At 72.9% G+C, this 15,845-nt stretch carries 15 protein-coding genes and 3 pseudogenes; 6 read left to right on the forward strand and 12 right to left on the reverse strand.

The features are described 5' to 3' along the window. Nucleotides 1-24 precede the first annotated feature (24 nt). Complete coding sequence (locus ASC99_RS03535) at nt 25-2,259, reverse strand: phosphatidylinositol-specific phospholipase C domain-containing protein (RefSeq protein WP_057241204.1); 2,235 nt, start codon at nt 2,257-2,259, stop codon at nt 25-27. Nucleotides 2,260-2,374: 115 nt separating this feature from the next. Continuing rightward, the gene (locus ASC99_RS03540; protein ID WP_057228144.1) at nt 2,375-3,247 is read right to left on the reverse strand and encodes a winged helix-turn-helix transcriptional regulator; all 873 of its coding nucleotides are present in this window, start codon (nt 3,245-3,247) and stop codon (nt 2,375-2,377) included. 81 nt (nt 3,248-3,328) lie between these two features. On the opposite strand from ASC99_RS03540, the pseudogene ASC99_RS03545 reads away from it, so the two are divergent. After that, nucleotides 3,329-4,510, forward strand: a pseudogene (locus ASC99_RS03545) (MFS transporter); the annotation flags it as partial. Here ASC99_RS03545 and rpmF read toward each other — a convergent pair. The 4 genes from rpmF to rpmB form a co-directional block, all read right to left on the reverse strand. Then, complete coding sequence (gene rpmF / locus ASC99_RS36870) at nt 4,487-4,651, reverse strand: 50S ribosomal protein L32 (protein ID WP_082598071.1); 165 nt, start codon at nt 4,649-4,651, stop codon at nt 4,487-4,489. The pseudogene ASC99_RS03545 and the gene rpmF sit on opposite strands and share 24 nt — an antisense overlap. A 97-nt stretch (nt 4,652-4,748) precedes the next feature. After that, complete coding sequence (locus ASC99_RS03550; RefSeq protein WP_235502901.1) at nt 4,749-5,891, reverse strand: GTP-binding protein; 1,143 nt, start codon at nt 5,889-5,891, stop codon at nt 4,749-4,751. A gap of 14 nt (nt 5,892-5,905) precedes the next feature. Continuing rightward, a complete protein-coding gene (rpsN, locus tag ASC99_RS03555; RefSeq protein WP_057228146.1) occupies nt 5,906-6,211 on the reverse strand; it encodes a 30S ribosomal protein S14 in 306 nt (101 codons plus the stop codon). Continuing rightward, nucleotides 6,211-6,447 (reverse strand): 50S ribosomal protein L28, encoded by a 237-nt coding sequence (gene rpmB / locus ASC99_RS03560; protein ID WP_057228148.1) that lies wholly within the window; start codon nt 6,445-6,447, stop codon nt 6,211-6,213. Before rpmB ends, rpsN begins: the two co-directional genes overlap by 1 nt. Nucleotides 6,448-6,559: 112 nt before the next feature. Between rpmB and rpmG the strand changes: the two genes are divergently transcribed. Both rpmG and ASC99_RS03570 read left to right on the forward strand, forming a co-directional pair. Further along, complete coding sequence (gene rpmG / locus ASC99_RS03565) at nt 6,560-6,724, forward strand: 50S ribosomal protein L33 (RefSeq protein WP_057228149.1); 165 nt, start codon at nt 6,560-6,562, stop codon at nt 6,722-6,724. Between the two features lie 25 nt (nt 6,725-6,749). Then, nucleotides 6,750-6,998, forward strand: a complete 249-nt coding sequence (locus tag ASC99_RS03570) for a type B 50S ribosomal protein L31 (RefSeq protein WP_057228151.1) — start codon at nt 6,750-6,752, stop codon at nt 6,996-6,998. Nucleotides 6,999-7,005: 7 nt separating this feature from the next. On the opposite strand, the gene ASC99_RS03575 is transcribed toward ASC99_RS03570, so the two are convergent. Then, nucleotides 7,006-7,581 carry a helix-turn-helix domain-containing protein gene (locus tag ASC99_RS03575; protein WP_057228153.1) on the reverse strand — a complete coding sequence of 192 codons (576 nt, stop codon included), beginning with the start codon at nt 7,579-7,581 and terminating at the stop codon, nt 7,006-7,008. Between the two features lie 125 nt (nt 7,582-7,706). On the opposite strand from ASC99_RS03575, the gene ASC99_RS03580 reads away from it, so the two are divergent. Next, the gene (locus ASC99_RS03580; protein ID WP_057228155.1) at nt 7,707-8,567 is read left to right on the forward strand and encodes an EamA family transporter; all 861 of its coding nucleotides are present in this window, start codon (nt 7,707-7,709) and stop codon (nt 8,565-8,567) included. A 27-nt stretch (nt 8,568-8,594) separates the two neighbouring features. Further along, nucleotides 8,595-9,641 carry a helix-turn-helix domain-containing protein gene (locus ASC99_RS03585; protein ID WP_057228157.1) on the forward strand — a complete coding sequence of 349 codons (1,047 nt, stop codon included), beginning with the start codon at nt 8,595-8,597 and terminating at the stop codon, nt 9,639-9,641. 59 nt (nt 9,642-9,700) lie between these two features. Here ASC99_RS03585 and ASC99_RS42015 read toward each other — a convergent pair whose 3' ends face one another. Together ASC99_RS42015 and ASC99_RS03595 are read right to left on the reverse strand one after the other, a co-directional pair. Next, nucleotides 9,701-10,603 (reverse strand): phosphodiester glycosidase family protein, encoded by a 903-nt coding sequence (locus ASC99_RS42015; protein ID WP_369825072.1) that lies wholly within the window; start codon nt 10,601-10,603, stop codon nt 9,701-9,703. 387 nt (nt 10,604-10,990) lie between these two features. After that, nucleotides 10,991-12,637 carry a peptide-N4-asparagine amidase gene (locus ASC99_RS03595; RefSeq protein WP_057228159.1) on the reverse strand — a complete coding sequence of 549 codons (1,647 nt, stop codon included), beginning with the start codon at nt 12,635-12,637 and terminating at the stop codon, nt 10,991-10,993. A gap of 175 nt (nt 12,638-12,812) precedes the next feature. Here ASC99_RS03595 and ASC99_RS03600 point away from each other — a divergent pair, with 175 nt between their 5' ends. Then, complete coding sequence (locus ASC99_RS03600; RefSeq protein ID WP_057228161.1) at nt 12,813-13,931, forward strand: NADH:flavin oxidoreductase; 1,119 nt, start codon at nt 12,813-12,815, stop codon at nt 13,929-13,931. Between the two features lie 7 nt (nt 13,932-13,938). On the opposite strand, the gene ASC99_RS03605 is transcribed toward ASC99_RS03600, so the two are convergent. From ASC99_RS03605 to ASC99_RS40055, 3 genes and pseudogenes are all read right to left on the reverse strand, one after another. Next, nucleotides 13,939-14,748: an Fpg/Nei family DNA glycosylase gene (locus tag ASC99_RS03605; protein WP_057228163.1), complete on the reverse strand. Its 810-nt coding sequence runs from the start codon at nt 14,746-14,748 to the stop codon at nt 13,939-13,941. Between the two features lie 190 nt (nt 14,749-14,938). Further along, nucleotides 14,939-15,313: pseudogene (locus ASC99_RS36875) on the reverse strand (LysE family translocator); the annotation flags it as partial. A 165-nt stretch (nt 15,314-15,478) separates the two neighbouring features. Then, nucleotides 15,479-15,845 (reverse strand): annotated as a pseudogene (locus ASC99_RS40055) (hypothetical protein); the annotation flags it as partial.

Genomic DNA, 15,845 nt, shown 5'->3' on the forward strand with positions numbered 1-15,845 from the left:
GAACGCCCGGGAGCCGGCGTCTCCCTACAGGACGAACGGGTTCCCGCCCTGCGCGGCGATCAGGTACCACGCGGTGGCGCCGGTGTGCAGGGCCGCGTAGTAGATGTCGCCCTCGCCGGTCTGCAGGCCGTCGCTGGAGGCGGCGACGATGCCGCGGCCGTCGTTGTTGGGGGCGTTGGTCTGGGCCGCCGCGATGGAGGCCAGCAGGGTGGTGGCCTTCTCCGCGTCACCCGGGGCGTTGCGGGCCCGGTAGGCGGCGGCCAGGTGTGCGGTGCCCTCGAACCAGACCTTGCTGGTGTCCACCCCGCTGAAGCTGACGCCGGTGAACCCGCCGTCGGTGGCGGCCATCCGCCCCGCCGCCCAGTCCACGGCGGGCGCGTACGCCGGGTCCTTGGTGGCCAGGTAGCTCCAGGTCTGGACGTCCTCGGGCTCGACGTCCTCGTTGATCGTGACGCCGTCCAGGCCGGTGCCGGTCCACAGGTGCCCGTTGGCGGCCTGCATGGTGCGGACGAAGGCGAAGGCGTTGTCGGACCGGGCCTTCCAGGCGCCGTCCCCGGTGACCTGGGCGAGCATCTTGAAGAACGCCCCGGTGTCGATGTTGTGTTCGGTGGCCTTCCAGCTGATCGGGATCATCTCCGCCCCGGTCTCGTCGGTGTTGCGCAGCCCACCCGTGTAGCCGCCCGCACCCCGGCTGTCCGCCGCGTTGCTCTGGATCCAGTTGGCGGCCTTCAACGCACCGTCCAGGAAGCGCTGTTGACCCGTGGCGTGGTAGAGCCGGGTGAACGTCATCCCGGCCCAGGCCATGTTGCCGGTATAGACCGAGAAGCCGCCGACGTACGGTGCGCCCGAGGCGGTGACGAAGGGGTTGGGCTCGTACGAGGCGCGCAGCCGGCCGTCCGGCACGATGTCGTGGGCCTGGGCGTACAGCAGGCTGTCGCCGAGGGCCGTGGCGCGGCCGACGTCGTCGGAGTTGCCGCGCTGCAGGAAGGCCGCGACCACCAGCGCGTTGTCGTAGGTGAAGCTGGCCTGGAAGCCGTCCGGGCCGAAGGAGGGATCGTCGAAGTAGCCGCCCCGGTAGCTCTGCGGCATCCGCAGGTCGCTGCCGCTGCCGTACCGGTCGAGGTCACCGGCCAGGTAGGAGTACGCGTTCTCCAGGGAGTACCGGGAGGGCGGCGTGGCCAGGAAGACCGGCTTGTTCGGGCCCGCGAGGAAGAGATTGCGGGTGATGAGCGGGTCGATGACGCTCGCGGTGGGGAAGTCCATCATGACGACGCCCAGGTGCTTGGTCACGTCGGGACTGCCGAGGTAGCTGCCCAGCTTGCTGTTGACGCCCTCGATCTTGACCCGCTCGCGCGGGCCGATCATGCGGTACTCGCCGTTGGCGAAGCCGTCCGGCGTGTGCGCGGCTGTGGACGCCGAGGTGTAGGTGACGTACATGCCGCTGCTCGAAAGCGCGGCCTCGTCCAGGTGGGTCCGGACGGCGTCCCACTTCTGTTCGATGCTCGCGGGCTGGTCCAGATCGCCCAGGTGGCTCTTGTAGTCCTTGATCCCGTAGCCGTAGTCGCCCCCGCCGGGCCCTTCGAAGTTGGTGAGCACGATCTTGCCGCGCACCTCGGAGAGCTTGGGCATCTCCGCCTGGTGGTAGTAGTAGAGCCCGCCCTCGGCCGGGGTGGGCTTGACGACCGACTTGTCGTAGAAGAGGTCCTTGTTCTGTTCGACGTACCGGTCGAGGATCGCCATCCGCTCGGCCTGGGTGGCCTTCCACGGTTGGTCCACGCAACTGGTGGGTGAGGCCAGGGTGTCGCCCCCGCACTCCGAGTGGAGGCGCAGCAGGACGGTCTCGCTGCTGTGTGCCGCCAGGAAGTTCCGCGCCTGGCCGAGCACGTCGTCGAAGACCGCGTTCTGGTAGTACGCGCCGTGGTGGATGGTGAACCCGCCGTCGACCACCCGGACCCGGATGTCGATGGCCCGGATGCCGCTGTCCAGCTGGTGCCCCAGGGTCGCCCCGCTGTCGCCGTAGTCGTACTGGGTCTGCACGAACATGCCGCCGTGGATCGCCAGCGTCTCGTGCGTGCCCGGGATGGTCATGGCGCTGAGCGGGGTCTCGCCCCCGACGCCGGACATCCAGTTCTGCGGGTTCACCGCCGTCGGGACGGTCTCCGCCGAGGCGGTGTGCGTCCCCGCGACGGGCGCTGCGAGGACGGCGAGGACCAGTGCGGCGCGAGCCGCCCGGAGAAAGCGGGACTTCGGTGGAGCCACGGTGGGGCACCCTTTTCGGTGGGAGGTTGGTCCACCGATCCAATCGGGGCGCCGCCGAGCAGGTCAACGGCCGTTCGGGCAGCGAATCAGGGCCGCCAGGACCCCTGCGGTTCTGCTACCGCGCGATCTCACCGGCCGTCAGCAGGGCGGCGTCGACGCTCTCCAGGATGTCCGGGACCGGGTAGAGCACCGAGCGGACCACCCGGTCCGGGCCGATCACCAGGGTGAGGCGCTTGAGACGGGTGGTGCCGCCGGCCCGGACGGTGGGCAGGCGCAGGGCGGCGGTGAGTTCGAGGCCCGCGTCGGAGAGCAGGGGGAAGTCCAGCCCCTCGGCCTCGGCGAAGGCGCGCTGTTCGTCGGTGCGCTGGGTGGAGACGCCGTGCACCGTGGCGCCGACAGCGGCGAACTCCGCCAGCCTGGCCTGGTAGGTGCGGGACTCGAGGGTGCAGCCGGCCGCGCCGGGGACGGCGGCCCAACCGGGCGGGTAGGACTCAGGGCGGACGAAGGCGCCGGGGAAGCAGTACAGCACCGTGGTGCCGGAGACCGGATCGCGGAGCTGCCCGGTGGCGTCGGTGAGCAGCAGCTCGGGCACCCGGGTGCCGAGCAGGGCGTGCACCCGCTCGGCCTCGTGGGAGGTCTCGGCGGTGGTGGCGGTCGGCTCGCCGGGGCCGAGCAGCCAGGTGTCGCCCCAGTCCTGGAGCGCGACCAGGACGGGCAGCAGGGCCCGCCCACGCGGGGTGAGCCGGTACTCGTACCGGGGCGGCCGGTCCTGGTAGGGCTCGCGGGTCAGCACCTCGGCGTCCACCAGCAGGTGCAGACGCTCCGTCAGGACCTTGCGGGAGAGGCCGAGTTCGTGCTGCAACAGGTCGAATCGGTGCAGCCCACGTGCCACGTCGCGCAGGATCAGCAGCGTCCAGGCGTCGCCGACCACGTCCAGCGACCGGGCGATGGCGCAGTTGTCGTCGCCCGGGCCACCCCGTCTGGGCATCGGTCCTCCCGCTGTTGCGTTGACCCCCACCTTCCCATGCTGACATAGTCAGTTTCCTAAAGGAACTTACTGGGGGCGCACGTGCGGCAGGTACCGAGGACCGTCTGGCTGCTGTCGGCGGGGATCTTCGCCAACATGGTGGTGTCCTTCACGTTCGTCTACCTCTTCGTCTACCTGACCGGCGAACGCGGCCTCAGCGTCGCCTCGGCCGGTCTGGTCGCGGGGGTCGGCGGGGTCGGGCTGATCGCCGGGAACTTCACCGGCGGTTGGTTCGGCGACCACTTCGGCCACCGCCGTACGCTGCTGGCCGCCTCCGTCGTGTCCGGTACCGGCCTGCTGTTCCTCAGTGTCCTGCCGATCGCCGCGCTGCTGGTGGTACTACCGGTCTGCCAGTACGCCGCCGGGGCGGTCCGGGCCGCCAACTCCACCCTGGTCGCGGCCGCCGTGCCGCCCGGGGCTCGGCGCCAGGGCATCGCGGTGATGCGCTTCGCCGCGAACGCCGGTTTCACCGTCGGGCCACCGCTCGGGGCGCTGATCGCCACTCGGTTCTCGTACGGCTGGCTGTTCGTGGCCGACGGCGTCGGCACCCTGCTCTTCGCGGCGTACGCGGCCAAGGTGCTTGAGGCCGACCCGAGCCCGGCCGAGCGGGCCGCCGTGGCGGTCGGCGGGCCCGGCGTGTGGCAGTCGCTGCGGGCCAGGCCCGCGCTGCTGGTGCTGCTGCCCGCGGTCGTGGTGATCGACACCGTCTACCGCCAGCAGTACTCGACGCTGCCGGTCTTCCTCGGCGACCACGGCATCGGCACCGGCGTGTACGGCGCGCTGATGGCCATCAACGGCGGCGTGATCCTCTGCCTGGAGCTGCCCGCCGCCGTGGCCCTGCGCAACCAGGCCCCGCTGCGGATCATCGGCGGCGGGCTGGTGCTGGTCGGACTCGGGTACGCGGCCCTGCTGCCCGGCGCCTTCGTCTGGGCCGCCGTGGCCATGATGGTGCTGCTCACCGCGGGCGAGATCCTCTACAAGACCCCGGCCACCGCGTACGTGGCGGACTGCGCGCCCGCGCATCTGCAGGGCCGCTTCCAGAGCCTGTACGCCGGAGCCTCGGTCAGCGGCACCGTGCTCGCCCCTGCACTGGGCGGCGCGGTGTACCAGGCCGCGCCGGGGCTGCTCTGGCCGCTCTGCACCGGGCTCGGCCTGCTCGCGGGTGCGGCCGTCCTGCTGACGGCCGCACCCGGACGGGCGTCACGGGGTGAGCAGCCCTCGCCGGTAGGCGCGGACCAGGTGGCGCGGGACCAGGACCTCGCGCCCGTCGACGGTGATCGGGGTCAACTGCGGGGCGACGGCCTTCCAGTTGGCCCGGCGGTGGCGGGTGTTGCTACGGGAGAGCTTGCGCTTGGGGACGGCCATGTCTGACGTGCTCCTCGGAGATCGGCGGGTGTCGGTCGGTGGATGGCGGGGGCCGGACGTGCCGGCCGGACGCCGGTGAACAGCGGGTCCGCACTCCTCAGCAGACGGGGGCCAGCAGGTCCTCGAAGGCGTCCGGCAGCATCTTCCAACCCGCCTCACCGGCGGCGAGCTCGGCGTCGGTGAGCAGACAGAAGTCGAGCAGCTCGACGATCCCGTCGGCGTCCAACCCCTCGGCGGTGAAGCTGAGTTGCTGGACCCGGTCGCCGTGCACCGGGTGCCAGTCGAGCGCGGCGGCGGCCCGCCGGGTGGGCGGGTAGAGCTCCCAGGCGGCATCCGGCAGCGCGGTCAACCAGGGGCCGCACTCCTCGACCGCGAGGTTCGCCCCGGCGGCGTCCCAGGCGAGCATCAGCTCGGGGCGGTTGGCCAGCCAGAACCGGCCCCGGCTGCGCTGGGCGGCCGGTACCAGCTGTTCAAGCGCTTCGTGCAGCCGGGCCGGGTGCAGCGGCCGTCGACGCTCCCAGACCAGGGTGGCCACGCCCGCTCGGTCGTCCTCCTGCGGGAGCAGCGCGATCGCGGGGTTGACCCGGTCCCGCGCGGCGGCCACGTCGAAGCCGCCGAGCGCGGCCCGGGTGAGCTCGCCCGTACCGAGCCGTGCCAGCCGCGCCGTGGGGTGCAGCTGACGGAGCATCGCGACTCCGGCCCCGCTGCTCCCCCGGGGTACGGCCAGCGTGGTGGCGTACTCGATCTGGTGGGCCAGCGCCTCGGCCCTGGTCCGGCCGTCTTGGGCAGCGGTGTGTTCGCCGTGGTCGACCAGGTCATCACTGACCGAGAGGTCGCCGACCAGTTCCTCGGGGGCCACCGCCGTGACCACACCGGCGAGTTCGATCCCCTCGGCCCCGGTGAGCACCTCCACCGCCGGGTGCGGGTCGCTGCCGCCCCACAGCTCGACGATCGCCAGCCCGTACTGCCCGGCCTCCGCGATCCGGGTCAGCTCGGGCACCAGATCCTCGCGCAGGGCGCAACACGGGCAGTCGTTGGTGAGCGGCACCTCGGCCCGGCCGTGGCTACCGCGGGCGTCCCGCAGTTCGCGGTGCACGATCCCGAAGGAGGCGTCCCGCAGGTCGTGGTGGAGCACCACCGCGTCGATCCCGCCAGCCGTCAACTCCTGGACCGCACGCAGCCGTTCGGCCCGGTGCAGCCCCGCGACGACCACCACAGGGAGCTTGATCTGATCGGACACTTCGCTCTGCTCCCCTACCAGCTCGACTTGCGGACGCCGGGCAGGTGGCCGGCGTGGGCGTGCTTGCGCAGGTTGATCCGGGACAGGCCGAAGGCCCGAAGGTAGCCGCGCGGCCTGCCGTCGATGCTGTCCCGGTTGCGCAGCCGGGTCGCGCTGGCGTCCCGTGGCTGGCGGTCCAACTCCTGCTGGGCGGCGGCCCGTTCAGCCGGATCGGTGCTCGGCCGGGCGATCAGGCGCTTGAGTTCGGCGCGGCGCTCGGCATACCTGGCGACCACCTCGCGGCGGCACAGGTCCTTCGCGATCTTGCTCTGCTTGGCCATCAGACCTTCTCCCCCGTGGCCCGGATTCGGGCCACGGCAGCCTCGACGCCGATCCGGTCGACGGTCTTGATCCCGGCCGCACTGAGCGTCAGCCGGACGTGCCGCCCTTCACCGGCGAGCCAGTAGCGCTTGCGCTGGATGTTCGGATCGAAGCGCCGCTTGGTGCGGCGGTGCGAGTGCGAGATGGCGTGGCCGAAGCCGGGCTTGCGGCCGGTCAGCTGGCAGTGCGCGGACATGGACGTACTCCCACGGGTCTGCGGAATGGGCAGGACCGAGCTGACGTTACACCACTTGAAAATGGTTTTCATGTCGCTATAGTCGTGCCGATCCCACCAGAAGGAGCCCCCCATGGCCCGCAACGAACTCCGCCCGATCATCAAGCTGCGGTCGACGGCCGGCACCGGCTACACGTACGTGACCAGGAAGAACCGCCGCAACGACCCCGACCGACTGACCCTGCGCAAGTACGACCCGGTCACCCGGCAGCACGTGCCGTTCCGCGAAGAGCGCTGACCCCACCACACCCGAGGAGCCCCGCATGAAGCCCGGAATCCACCCCGCCTACCGCCCGGTCGTCTTCCGCGACAAGGCGGGCGGCCTGGCCTTCCTGACCAGGTCGACCATGACCAGCACACAGACCATCGAGTGGGAGGACGGCAACAGCTACCCCGTGGTGGACGTGGAGGTCTCGTCGGCGAGCCACCCGTTCTACACCGGCACGTCGCGGGTGCTCGACACCGCAGGCCGGGTGGAGCTGTTCGAGCGGCGGTACGGCGCGAAGAAGTGACGTCTCGTCAGCGGGCCGGCGGCGGCACCGAGACCACCAGCGTGAAGCGCAGGGGCTCGGTGCCGTCGTTGCGGTAGCCGTGCGGGTAGGCCGCCTCGTAGGAGGCGGTCGAACCGGCCGGCACCAGGTGCTCGTGGCCGTCCAGCACCAGCGTCAGCCGGCCCTGGTCCACCCGGGCCAGCTCGGCGGTGCCCGCCGGGTGCGCGTCGGAGCTGTGCGCGTCGCCCGGCAGCATCTCCCAGTGCCAGAGCTCCAGCGGGCCCGGCGCCTCGGTGCCGTTCAGCAGCACGCCCTTGCCGCCGGTCGGGCTCGACCAGAGCGGCACTGCCTGCTCGGCGGGCACGATCTTCACCACCGAGGTGTCGTCGTAGTCGAGCAGCCGGGCGATGCTGACGCCGAGCGCGTCGGCCAGCCGGACCACGATGCCGACGCTCGGATTCGTCCTGACCTGCTCGATCTGCACGATCATGCCCCGGCTGACGCCCGAGCGGGCGGCCAGCGCGTCGAGGGTGTGCCCGCGCTCGGTGCGTAGCCGCTTCAGGTTGCGGGCGAGGGCCTGGGAGATGACGTCGGGGTCCGGCACGTGGGCAATCCTAGCCAGTCTAATATATTGCTTCGTACAGTTCATTCTGATGCACTACGCTTCTGCTTCAGTCCACTTCACTGAACTATGAGGTGCAGCATGATGTTGCAGAAGCCCACCCTCTCATGACGGCCGTCCTGGCTCTCGCCGCCAGCCTGCTCTGGGGCCTGGCGGATTTCGGCGGAGGCTCGCTGACCCGGCGGCTGCCCGCCCTCACCGTCGTGGTCGCCTCCCAGCTGACCGCCGCCGTGGCGCTGGTGGTCGCCGTGCTGGCCACCGGCGGCTTGGCGGAGGCCTCCCCCGCCCTCTGGTACGCGGTCGCGGCCGGGGTGGTCGGACCGTTCGCCATGCTCGCCTTCTACCGGGCGCTGGCCCTCGGGCCGATGGGCGTGGTCTCCCCGCTGGCCACGGTCGGGGTCGTGGTGCCGGTCGGGGTCGGCCTGCTGCTGGGCGAACGGCCGGGCCCGGTCCAGTTCGCCGGCATCGCGGTCGCCGTGCTCGGCGTGGCGCTGGCGGGCGGTCCGCAGCGTGGCGGCCCGGCCGCCGCCGGGCGGGTGCTGGCACTGACCGTCGGTGCGGCCTTCGGCTTCGGCGCGGTGATGGTGCTGATCGCCGAGTCCTCGGCCGACGGCGGCCTGCTGCTCGCGCTCACCGTCCAGCGGGTCTGCAACATCATGATCGGCGGCGCCGCGCTGGTCCTGACGTACCGTCGACTGCCGGGCGGCCGCCCCGCCGCCGACCTGGCTGTGGCCCGCCGCCACCTGCTGCCGCTCACGGCGGTCGGCCTGGCCGACGTGGCCGCCAACGGCGCGTACGCCGCTGCCGCGCACAGCGGCTCGGCCGCGGTCGCGGCGGTGCTCGCCTCGCTCTACCCCGTGGTGACCGCGCTGATGGCGCGTGGCCTGCTCAAGGAGCGGCTGCTACGGGTCCAGGTGGTGGGCGCAGGCCTCGCGCTGGCCGGGACGCTGCTGCTGGCGGCGGGCTGACCTCCCCGGGTTCCTTATAGTTGCGGGATGGCACGCACCGTACGCACCGTATCCAAGACCACCTTGTTCGACCTGACCGCCGCCGAGCGCTCCGCGCTGGAGGGGCTCGCGCAGCGGCCTACCGCGATGGGGATGCGGGCCAAGATCGTGCTCGCCTCCGCCGGGCAGGGCAAGGCCGCGAAGCCGGTACCGGTGGACACCGTGCTCGCCGAGCTGAACGCCTCCCGCGATTCCATCAACAAGTGGCGCAAGCGCTTCCTGACCGAGCGCCTGGCCGGGCTCTCCGAGGAGCTGCGGGCCGGCGGCCCCCGCACCATGACGGACGAGCAGATCGCCAAGGTGGTCGGCGAGACGCTCGGCAAGAAGCCCCGCCTGGGCACCCAGTGGTCGGCCCGTGAGCTGGCCGAGCGGACCGGGGTCTCGCAGCAGACCGTCGCCAAGGTCTGGCGCGCCTTCGACCTGACCCCGCAGCGCACCGAGGCCGTCACGCTGGCCACCGACCCGCTCGCGATGGACCGCGCCCACGACGTGGTCGGCCTCTACCTCGCCCCGCCGGAGCGGGCCCTGGTGGTCTGCGTGGACGAGAACCGGCACAGCGCCACCGGCTACGCGGGCAACCCCGACCGGGGCCTGGCCGAGGTCCTCGAACTGACCGACGGTCAGGTGGTCGGCTCGCTGCACCGCCGTCGCCGGGCGGTGGAGTTCCGCAAGTTCCTGGACGAGCTGGACGCCACCGTCCCGGCCGGCCTCCAGGTCCACCTGATCTGCGACAGCTACGCCACCCACAAGGCGCCGACGGTGAAGAACTGGCTGCTCGCCCACCCGCGCTTCCAGCTCCACTTCACCGGCACCGGCCCGGCCTGGACCGAGCTGGCCGCCCGCTGGCTCGCCGCCATGCGCAGCACCGACACGGCGCTGGCGCAGCAGGTCCGGGACTGGGTCGGCACGCTCGGCGCGAAGGCCACGGAGGCGACGGAGGCGACCGCGGCGGTCACGGACGAGGAGGCGGAGGACCTGGCGTCCTTCGCCTGGACCAAGGACACCACGGCGATCCAGCAGGCCCTGGGCGGCTGACGCCTCCCCCGCCGGGGATGTATCGCTCCCCGGCGGGCCGTCGGCCGGATCGGGCACCGTCAGCCGCCGGGCCGACCGGCCCCCGGGCTGAACACACCGATGCCGTTCGGGACGGCCCGCTCGGCACCGCCGTCGAGACGGTTGCGGACCGCCGGGCGACCGCTGGCAGCCACATCCCGGGCGACCAGGGTCGCGGAGCCGCCGCCGTCCAGCTGGCCGGCGCTCTCCGCCCCCAGCTCGCCCATCAGCACCGCGAGTCCACGCACCGTCAGCCCCGCCGACTCGCCGCCCCGGCCGTCCGTCGCCAGCAGGTACAGCCTGCGGCCGGACGCTCCGATGCCCACGCAGCTGCGCGGCTCGGCCACCGACGCGTTCAGCCCGTCCACCGGCCGGCCACCAGCCAGGATCACCGAGGAGCCCAGCGCCCACCGCAGTAGCCCTCCCCCGCCGGCGTCGAGCAGGTGCGGGGCGAGCTGGACCGGATCACCCACGCGCAGCCCGCTCAGGTAGCGCGCTCCCGCCTCCCGGCCGACCAGCACCACCGAGTCGGCCGCCACCCGGCCCTCGCCCGGCTCCGGCACCGTCGCGGTGACCCGGCCCCGACGAACCGTCACCTCCCGGGTCTCGCCGCTGCACGGCGCGGCCCGGCTGACGTCGGAGCCGCAGACCGCCCGCGCCCGCGAGGCCGCGCCCCAGTCGGCGGTGAACGCGCCCACCCCGCCGACCGGTAGGGCGTACTGGTTGAGGCCCTCGAGCGGCACCGCCCCGGCGGGACTGCGGACCGTACCGGCCAGGGCGAGCCGCCCGAACCTGGCGCGGCCGTCCAGCCCCACGCCCACCACGTCCTCGACCGCCGCTCCGCCCGGCAGGGCCCAGCCGAAGCGCTGCGCCGAGGGTACGGCCGCCTTCAGCGGCCGCCCCGCCGCCAGCTCGGGGCCGACCGCGGCCCCGGTCGCCGCCACCCCCGGGTGCTGCAGCTCGGAGAGGTGGNGGCCGCCACCGCACCCCGCTCCCCGGCCAGCCGGGTCAGCGGGGCCCTGGCCGCCACCGCGTCCGCGTGCAGCAGGTCCACCGACAGCCCCGGCTGCGCCAGATCCACCGTCAGCAGGTGCACCCTGGCTGTGCCCTGTGGGGTCGCCACCGCCAGCTGCCGGTAGACCACCCCGGGTGCGACCGGCTCCCCGGCCTCGGCGCCGGCCGACCCGACCGGCACGAGGCCGAACAGCACCGCCAGGGCCACCGCCCCGGTCGTCCCGGCTCGTCGCATGAACGACGTGGTTCCTCCTGGCCGACGTCGGCAAACCGACACGCCGTCAGAGGAGCCCGGACAGCGGACACCCCGGCACCGGTCAGGGGACCGGCCAGCCGTCCCGGGTGGTGATGGTGCGCGCGTACGGACCGTCCGGCCCGGTGCTGCGGTAGGTCTCCACCGAGCTGCCGGTGCGGACGGTCGCGTCGCCGTCGTGCCGGTGGGCGGACGGGGCGTAGGTGTGGTCCACCGTGCTGCGGCGGCCGTCGTCCGTCGCGGTGCGGTGGTGGCCGAGCACCATCTCGGTGCGCTGGTCGGTGCTGCCCGCGGCGTCGGCCGTGTAGCGGTAGCGGACATCCAGCGGAGCGCTCTCCTGGACGATGCCGGTGGACGGCGGGCCGCCGCCCCTGCGGGTGCTGGTCGAGGTCTGGTCGGTGCGGTTGTGCAGCGTCAGATCGCCGCCGCCGTCCCGCAGTTGCTGGTCGGAGCGGAAGGTCCGGTCGCTCCTGACCTCGGTGCTGACCCGGCCGTGCGAGGTCTGCACCCAGCCCTTGGCCAGGTCGTGGCGGGCCGCGGTGACCGTCCAGTCGCCGCTGCCGCCGCCCAGGTCGGTGAGCTCGGTGCGTACGGCGGCCTCGGGGGCGACCTGGTGCTGCGTCAGGGCGCCGGAGGTCCGGGTGCTGCCGTGGTCGACGGTGGCGAACAGGTTGAGCTGGCCGGTCCAGGCGTCGTTGCTCTGCCGCTCGGCCGCGTTGACGGTGAGCGAGACGGCGTGCGGGCGGCCGTCCAGCAACAGTCCGACGTACGGGGTCAGGTCGACCTGGTACGCGGGCAGGTCGAAGGCGAAGATACCCGGGGTGGGCCGCCAGAGCAGCGGGTCCCAGCCGCCGGTGTAGATCACCGGGTAGGGCCAGACCGCCCCGGCGACCCGGCCGTCCACCGCGAGCCGCAGTTCCCGGAACGGGCCCTGGCCGCAGTAACCCCGGCCTGGGTTGGCCTGGACGAACTCCTCGGGTGCGGAGGCGTACGCGAACTCCTCGCAGGCGCCGCCGCCGCGCGCGTACACCTCGGCGGTCAGCCGCTCCAGGTTCCGCGGGAAGGTGAACTCCCTGCTGCTGCCCGGGTGCCCCTGGTCGAGGGTGAAGCCGCCGCCGGTGAGCACCTGGTCGGCGGTGCGGGCGGCGGGCCAACTCGCCGAAGCGGTGTAGAAGGTGAAGGTGGCCGAGATCACGAAGACGCCGGTGTAGGTGCCGTCGGTGACGTTGGCCAGGTCGAGCTCGAAGGGCTGAGTGTCCGTCAGCACCGGTGCGTACCGGGTCACATCACGCTCGACCCGCCACTCGATGCCGTCCCGGGAGGGCTCGGGCGTGGAGGACATCAGCACCTCGACCCCGCCCACCCGGACGGTGAACAGCCGGTCGAACTGCCGCCCCGCGACGCTGCCGTGCAGGTCGAGGACCACCTTGGACCAGGGCCCGGCGCAGTCGGCGGGCGGGGTGAGGGAGCCGTTGTACGGGGTGTCGGCCGGGCTGCCGTAGCCGTCCTTGAACGCCCGCTCGTGCATCACCTCGACCACGCAGGAGCGAGTGTCCGGCCTGGTCAGCGGCTGTCCGGCGGAGATCGGGTCGTGGTAGTCGGAGCCGAAGTCGGCGTGCGCGGGGCCGCCTCCGGCCAGGACGGCCGCGAGGCCCAGGACGGCGGCACCGAGGGCGCGGGCCGCTCGGCGCAGTACGGGACGGGCGGACAACGCGGCCTCCGGGGCTGAGGGTTCCGACAGTGGCACCGGCATCCTTCCGACAGTGACTGGAACCTGTCAATGGTGACCCGGCCGCCGGGAATCGACGGATCGAGTACTGAGTTGTCGCCAGGTAACCGGCCCCGGCCGCGACTTGGTCACGTCACGCTCCGAAAGTGGAACCCAGATGCTCAGCACCACCACCTCCCGCGCCACCGAAGTACTCGCCCGCCCGTTCACCCTGGGCAGCCTGACGGTGCGGAACCGGATCGCGATGGCCCCGATGACCAGGGAGTTCTCCCCGGGCGGCGTGCCCGGTACCGATGTCGCGGAGTACTACGCCCGCCGGGCGGCCGGCGGGGTCGGCCTGATCATCACCGAGGGCACCTACGTGGACCACCCCTCGGCGGGCACCCGGGCCGCCGTCCCGCACTTCCACGGCGAGCGGGCGCTGGCCGGCTGGGCCGGGGTGGCGGCGGCGGTGCACCGCGAGGGCGGGAAGATCGTGCCGCAGCTGTGGCACGTCGGCATGGCCCGGGTGGCCGGCGCGCCGCCCGTCCCGCAGGCGCCCAGGATCGGCCCGTCCGGCATCCCGCTGGAGGGCACGGAGACCGGGCACACGATGACCCGGCAGGACCTGGACGACGTGATCGCGGCCTTCGCCGCCGGGGCGGCCGCCGCCGAGGCGCGCGGCTTCGACGGCATCGAGATCCACGGCGCGCACGGCTACCTGGTCGACCAGTTCCTCTGGGAGCACACCAACCGGCGCACCGACGGCTACGGCGGCGACCCGGTCTCCCGGACCAGGTTCGCCGCCGAGCTGGTGGCGGCCTGCCGCGCGGTGGTGGCGCCCGACTTCCCGATCCTGTTCCGGCTGTCCCAGTGGAAGATCGGGCAGTTCGACGCGAAGCTCGGCAGCACGCCGCAGGAGCTCGAAGCGGTGCTCGCCCCGCTCGCCGAGGCGGGCGTGGACGCCTTCCATGCCTCCACCCGGCGCTACTGGCAGCCCGAGTTCGACGGCTCCACGCTGAACCTCGCGGGCTGGGTGAAGAAGCTCTCGGGCCGGCCCACCATCAGTGTCGGCTCGGTCGGTCTGGACACCGAGTTCACCAACGCGTTCCTGGGCCGAGGCAGCGGCCTCGCGGACATCGACGGGCTGCTGGACCGCCTGGAACGGGACGAGTTCGACCTGATCGCGGTCGGCCGGGCGCTGCTCGCCGACCCGGAGTGGGCCGCGAAGATCCTCGGCGGCCGCACCGAGGAGCTGAACGCCTTCACGGTGCAGGCGCTCAAGACGCTCTCCTGACGGCTGGTCAGCGCTGCTGACAGCGCGGGCACCAGAAGAGGTTGCGGGCCGCGTGCGTCTCGGTCCGCACCTCGGTGCCGCAGACCAGGCACGGCATCGCGGCCCGCCGGTAGACGTAGACCTCGCCGCCGTGGTCGTCCACCCGGGGCGGGCGGCCCATCGCCTCCGGGGTGTGCTCGGGGCGGACGGTGTCGATCCGGCCGATGCCCGCACCGTCGTGCATCAGCTCGACCAGGTCGGCCCAGATCGCGTCCCACTCGGCCCGGGTCACGTCGCGGCCGGGGCGGTGCGGGTCGATGCCGAGCCGGAACAGCACCTCGGCCCGGTAGACGTTGCCGACGCCCGCCAGCACCTTCTGGTCCATCAGCAGGGCGGCCACCGTGGTCCGGCTGCGGGAGATCCGGTCCCAGGCCGGGCCCGGGTCGCTGCCGGGGCGCAGCGGGTCGGGCCCGAGGCGGGCGTGGATCGCCGACTTCTCGGCGCCGGTGAGCAGTTCACAGGTGTTGGGACCGCGCAGGTCCGAGTACGTCTCGTCGTTCTCCAGCCGCAGCCGGACCAGCCCCACCGGCGCGGGCGCCGGGGCGGGGCCGAAGGTGAACACCCCGTACAGCCCGAGATGGACGTGCAGCCAGCGGTCACCGGTGAACCCCAGGAACAGGTGCTTCCCGTGCGCCTCCGCCTCGGCGACGACCTGACCGTCCAGCAGTGCCGCGCCCTCCGCGAACCGCCCCTGCGGGCTGCTCACCCGGGCGGGCCGGTGGGCGAACGCCTTGGCGTGCTCGGTCGCGAGACGGTGGATGATGTGGCCCTCGGGCACGGGCTCTCCCCTCCAGGACGGGTGTGTGACGACCATCCGATTCTCGCAGGCGGGGCCGACAGTCCCGGCCGCACCGGGTCAGGGCGCCGCCGCCACCGCCTGGGAGCGGTCGGCGGCGATCCGTACCGCGAAACCCCCCCAGCAGCGTGCCCATCGCGTACCGGTGCACCCGCTGCCACAGCGGCCGCCGCGCGAAGAACACCGCCACCGAACTCGCCGTCAGGACGAAGAACGCGTTCCCGGCCAGGCCGACCGCGATCTGGGTCAGCCCCAACAGCAGGCTCTGCACCGCGACATGGCCAGGTTCGGGCGCGACGAACTGCGGCAGCAGCGAGACGTACAGGATGGCGATCTTCGGATTGAGCAGACAGGTCAGCAGCCCCATCAGGAACAGCCGCGCCGGCCGGTCCGGCGCCAGCTCCTTCGGTGTGAACACCGATCCGGCCCCGGGCCGCACCGCCTTCCAGGCCAGCCAGAGCAGGTACGCCGCACCCGCCAGCTTGAGGGCGAGGTAGATCTCCGGCACCACCGCGAACACCGCCGCGATCCCCGCCGTCGCCGCCACCAGGTAGGCACCATCCCCAGCGACACCACCGCGATACCGGCTGTCGCACCGACCTCGACCACATCGTCCCCCTCAGCCACGACCGCTCCATCGAACCCGATCATGATGCACGGTGGTGTGACGGCAGGTCGGTACTGCGGAGGCGGAGCGCGGCGCCGGCACGCGTCAGCGGCCGGCCAGCCGGGCCGCTATCACCTGGTCAAGGGCGGCGGCGGTGCTCGGGACGTCCAGGTGGGAGTTGTCGATGATCGGCAGCCCGGAGTTGTACCAGCCGGCCATCCGCCCGTGGATCCGGGCCACCTCCTCGTCGCTCAGGCGGCGGGTGCCGGCCCGGCGGGCGTTCCTGGCCAGCACCGAGTCGAGGCCGGGCAGCAGCACCACCGGGATCATGCCGGGGCCGATGTGGCGCTTCCAGCCGCCCAGGCCGACGGCGGGCAGGTCGGGGAAGACCGCGTCGTCGATGATGCAGGAGATGCCGTTGGCCAGGTAGTTCCGGCAGGCGAAGCCGCAGGTGCGGCGGGCCAGCCGGTAC

Source organism: Kitasatospora sp. Root107 (assembly GCF_001424875.1).
Classification (GTDB): domain Bacteria; phylum Actinomycetota; class Actinomycetes; order Streptomycetales; family Streptomycetaceae; genus Kitasatospora.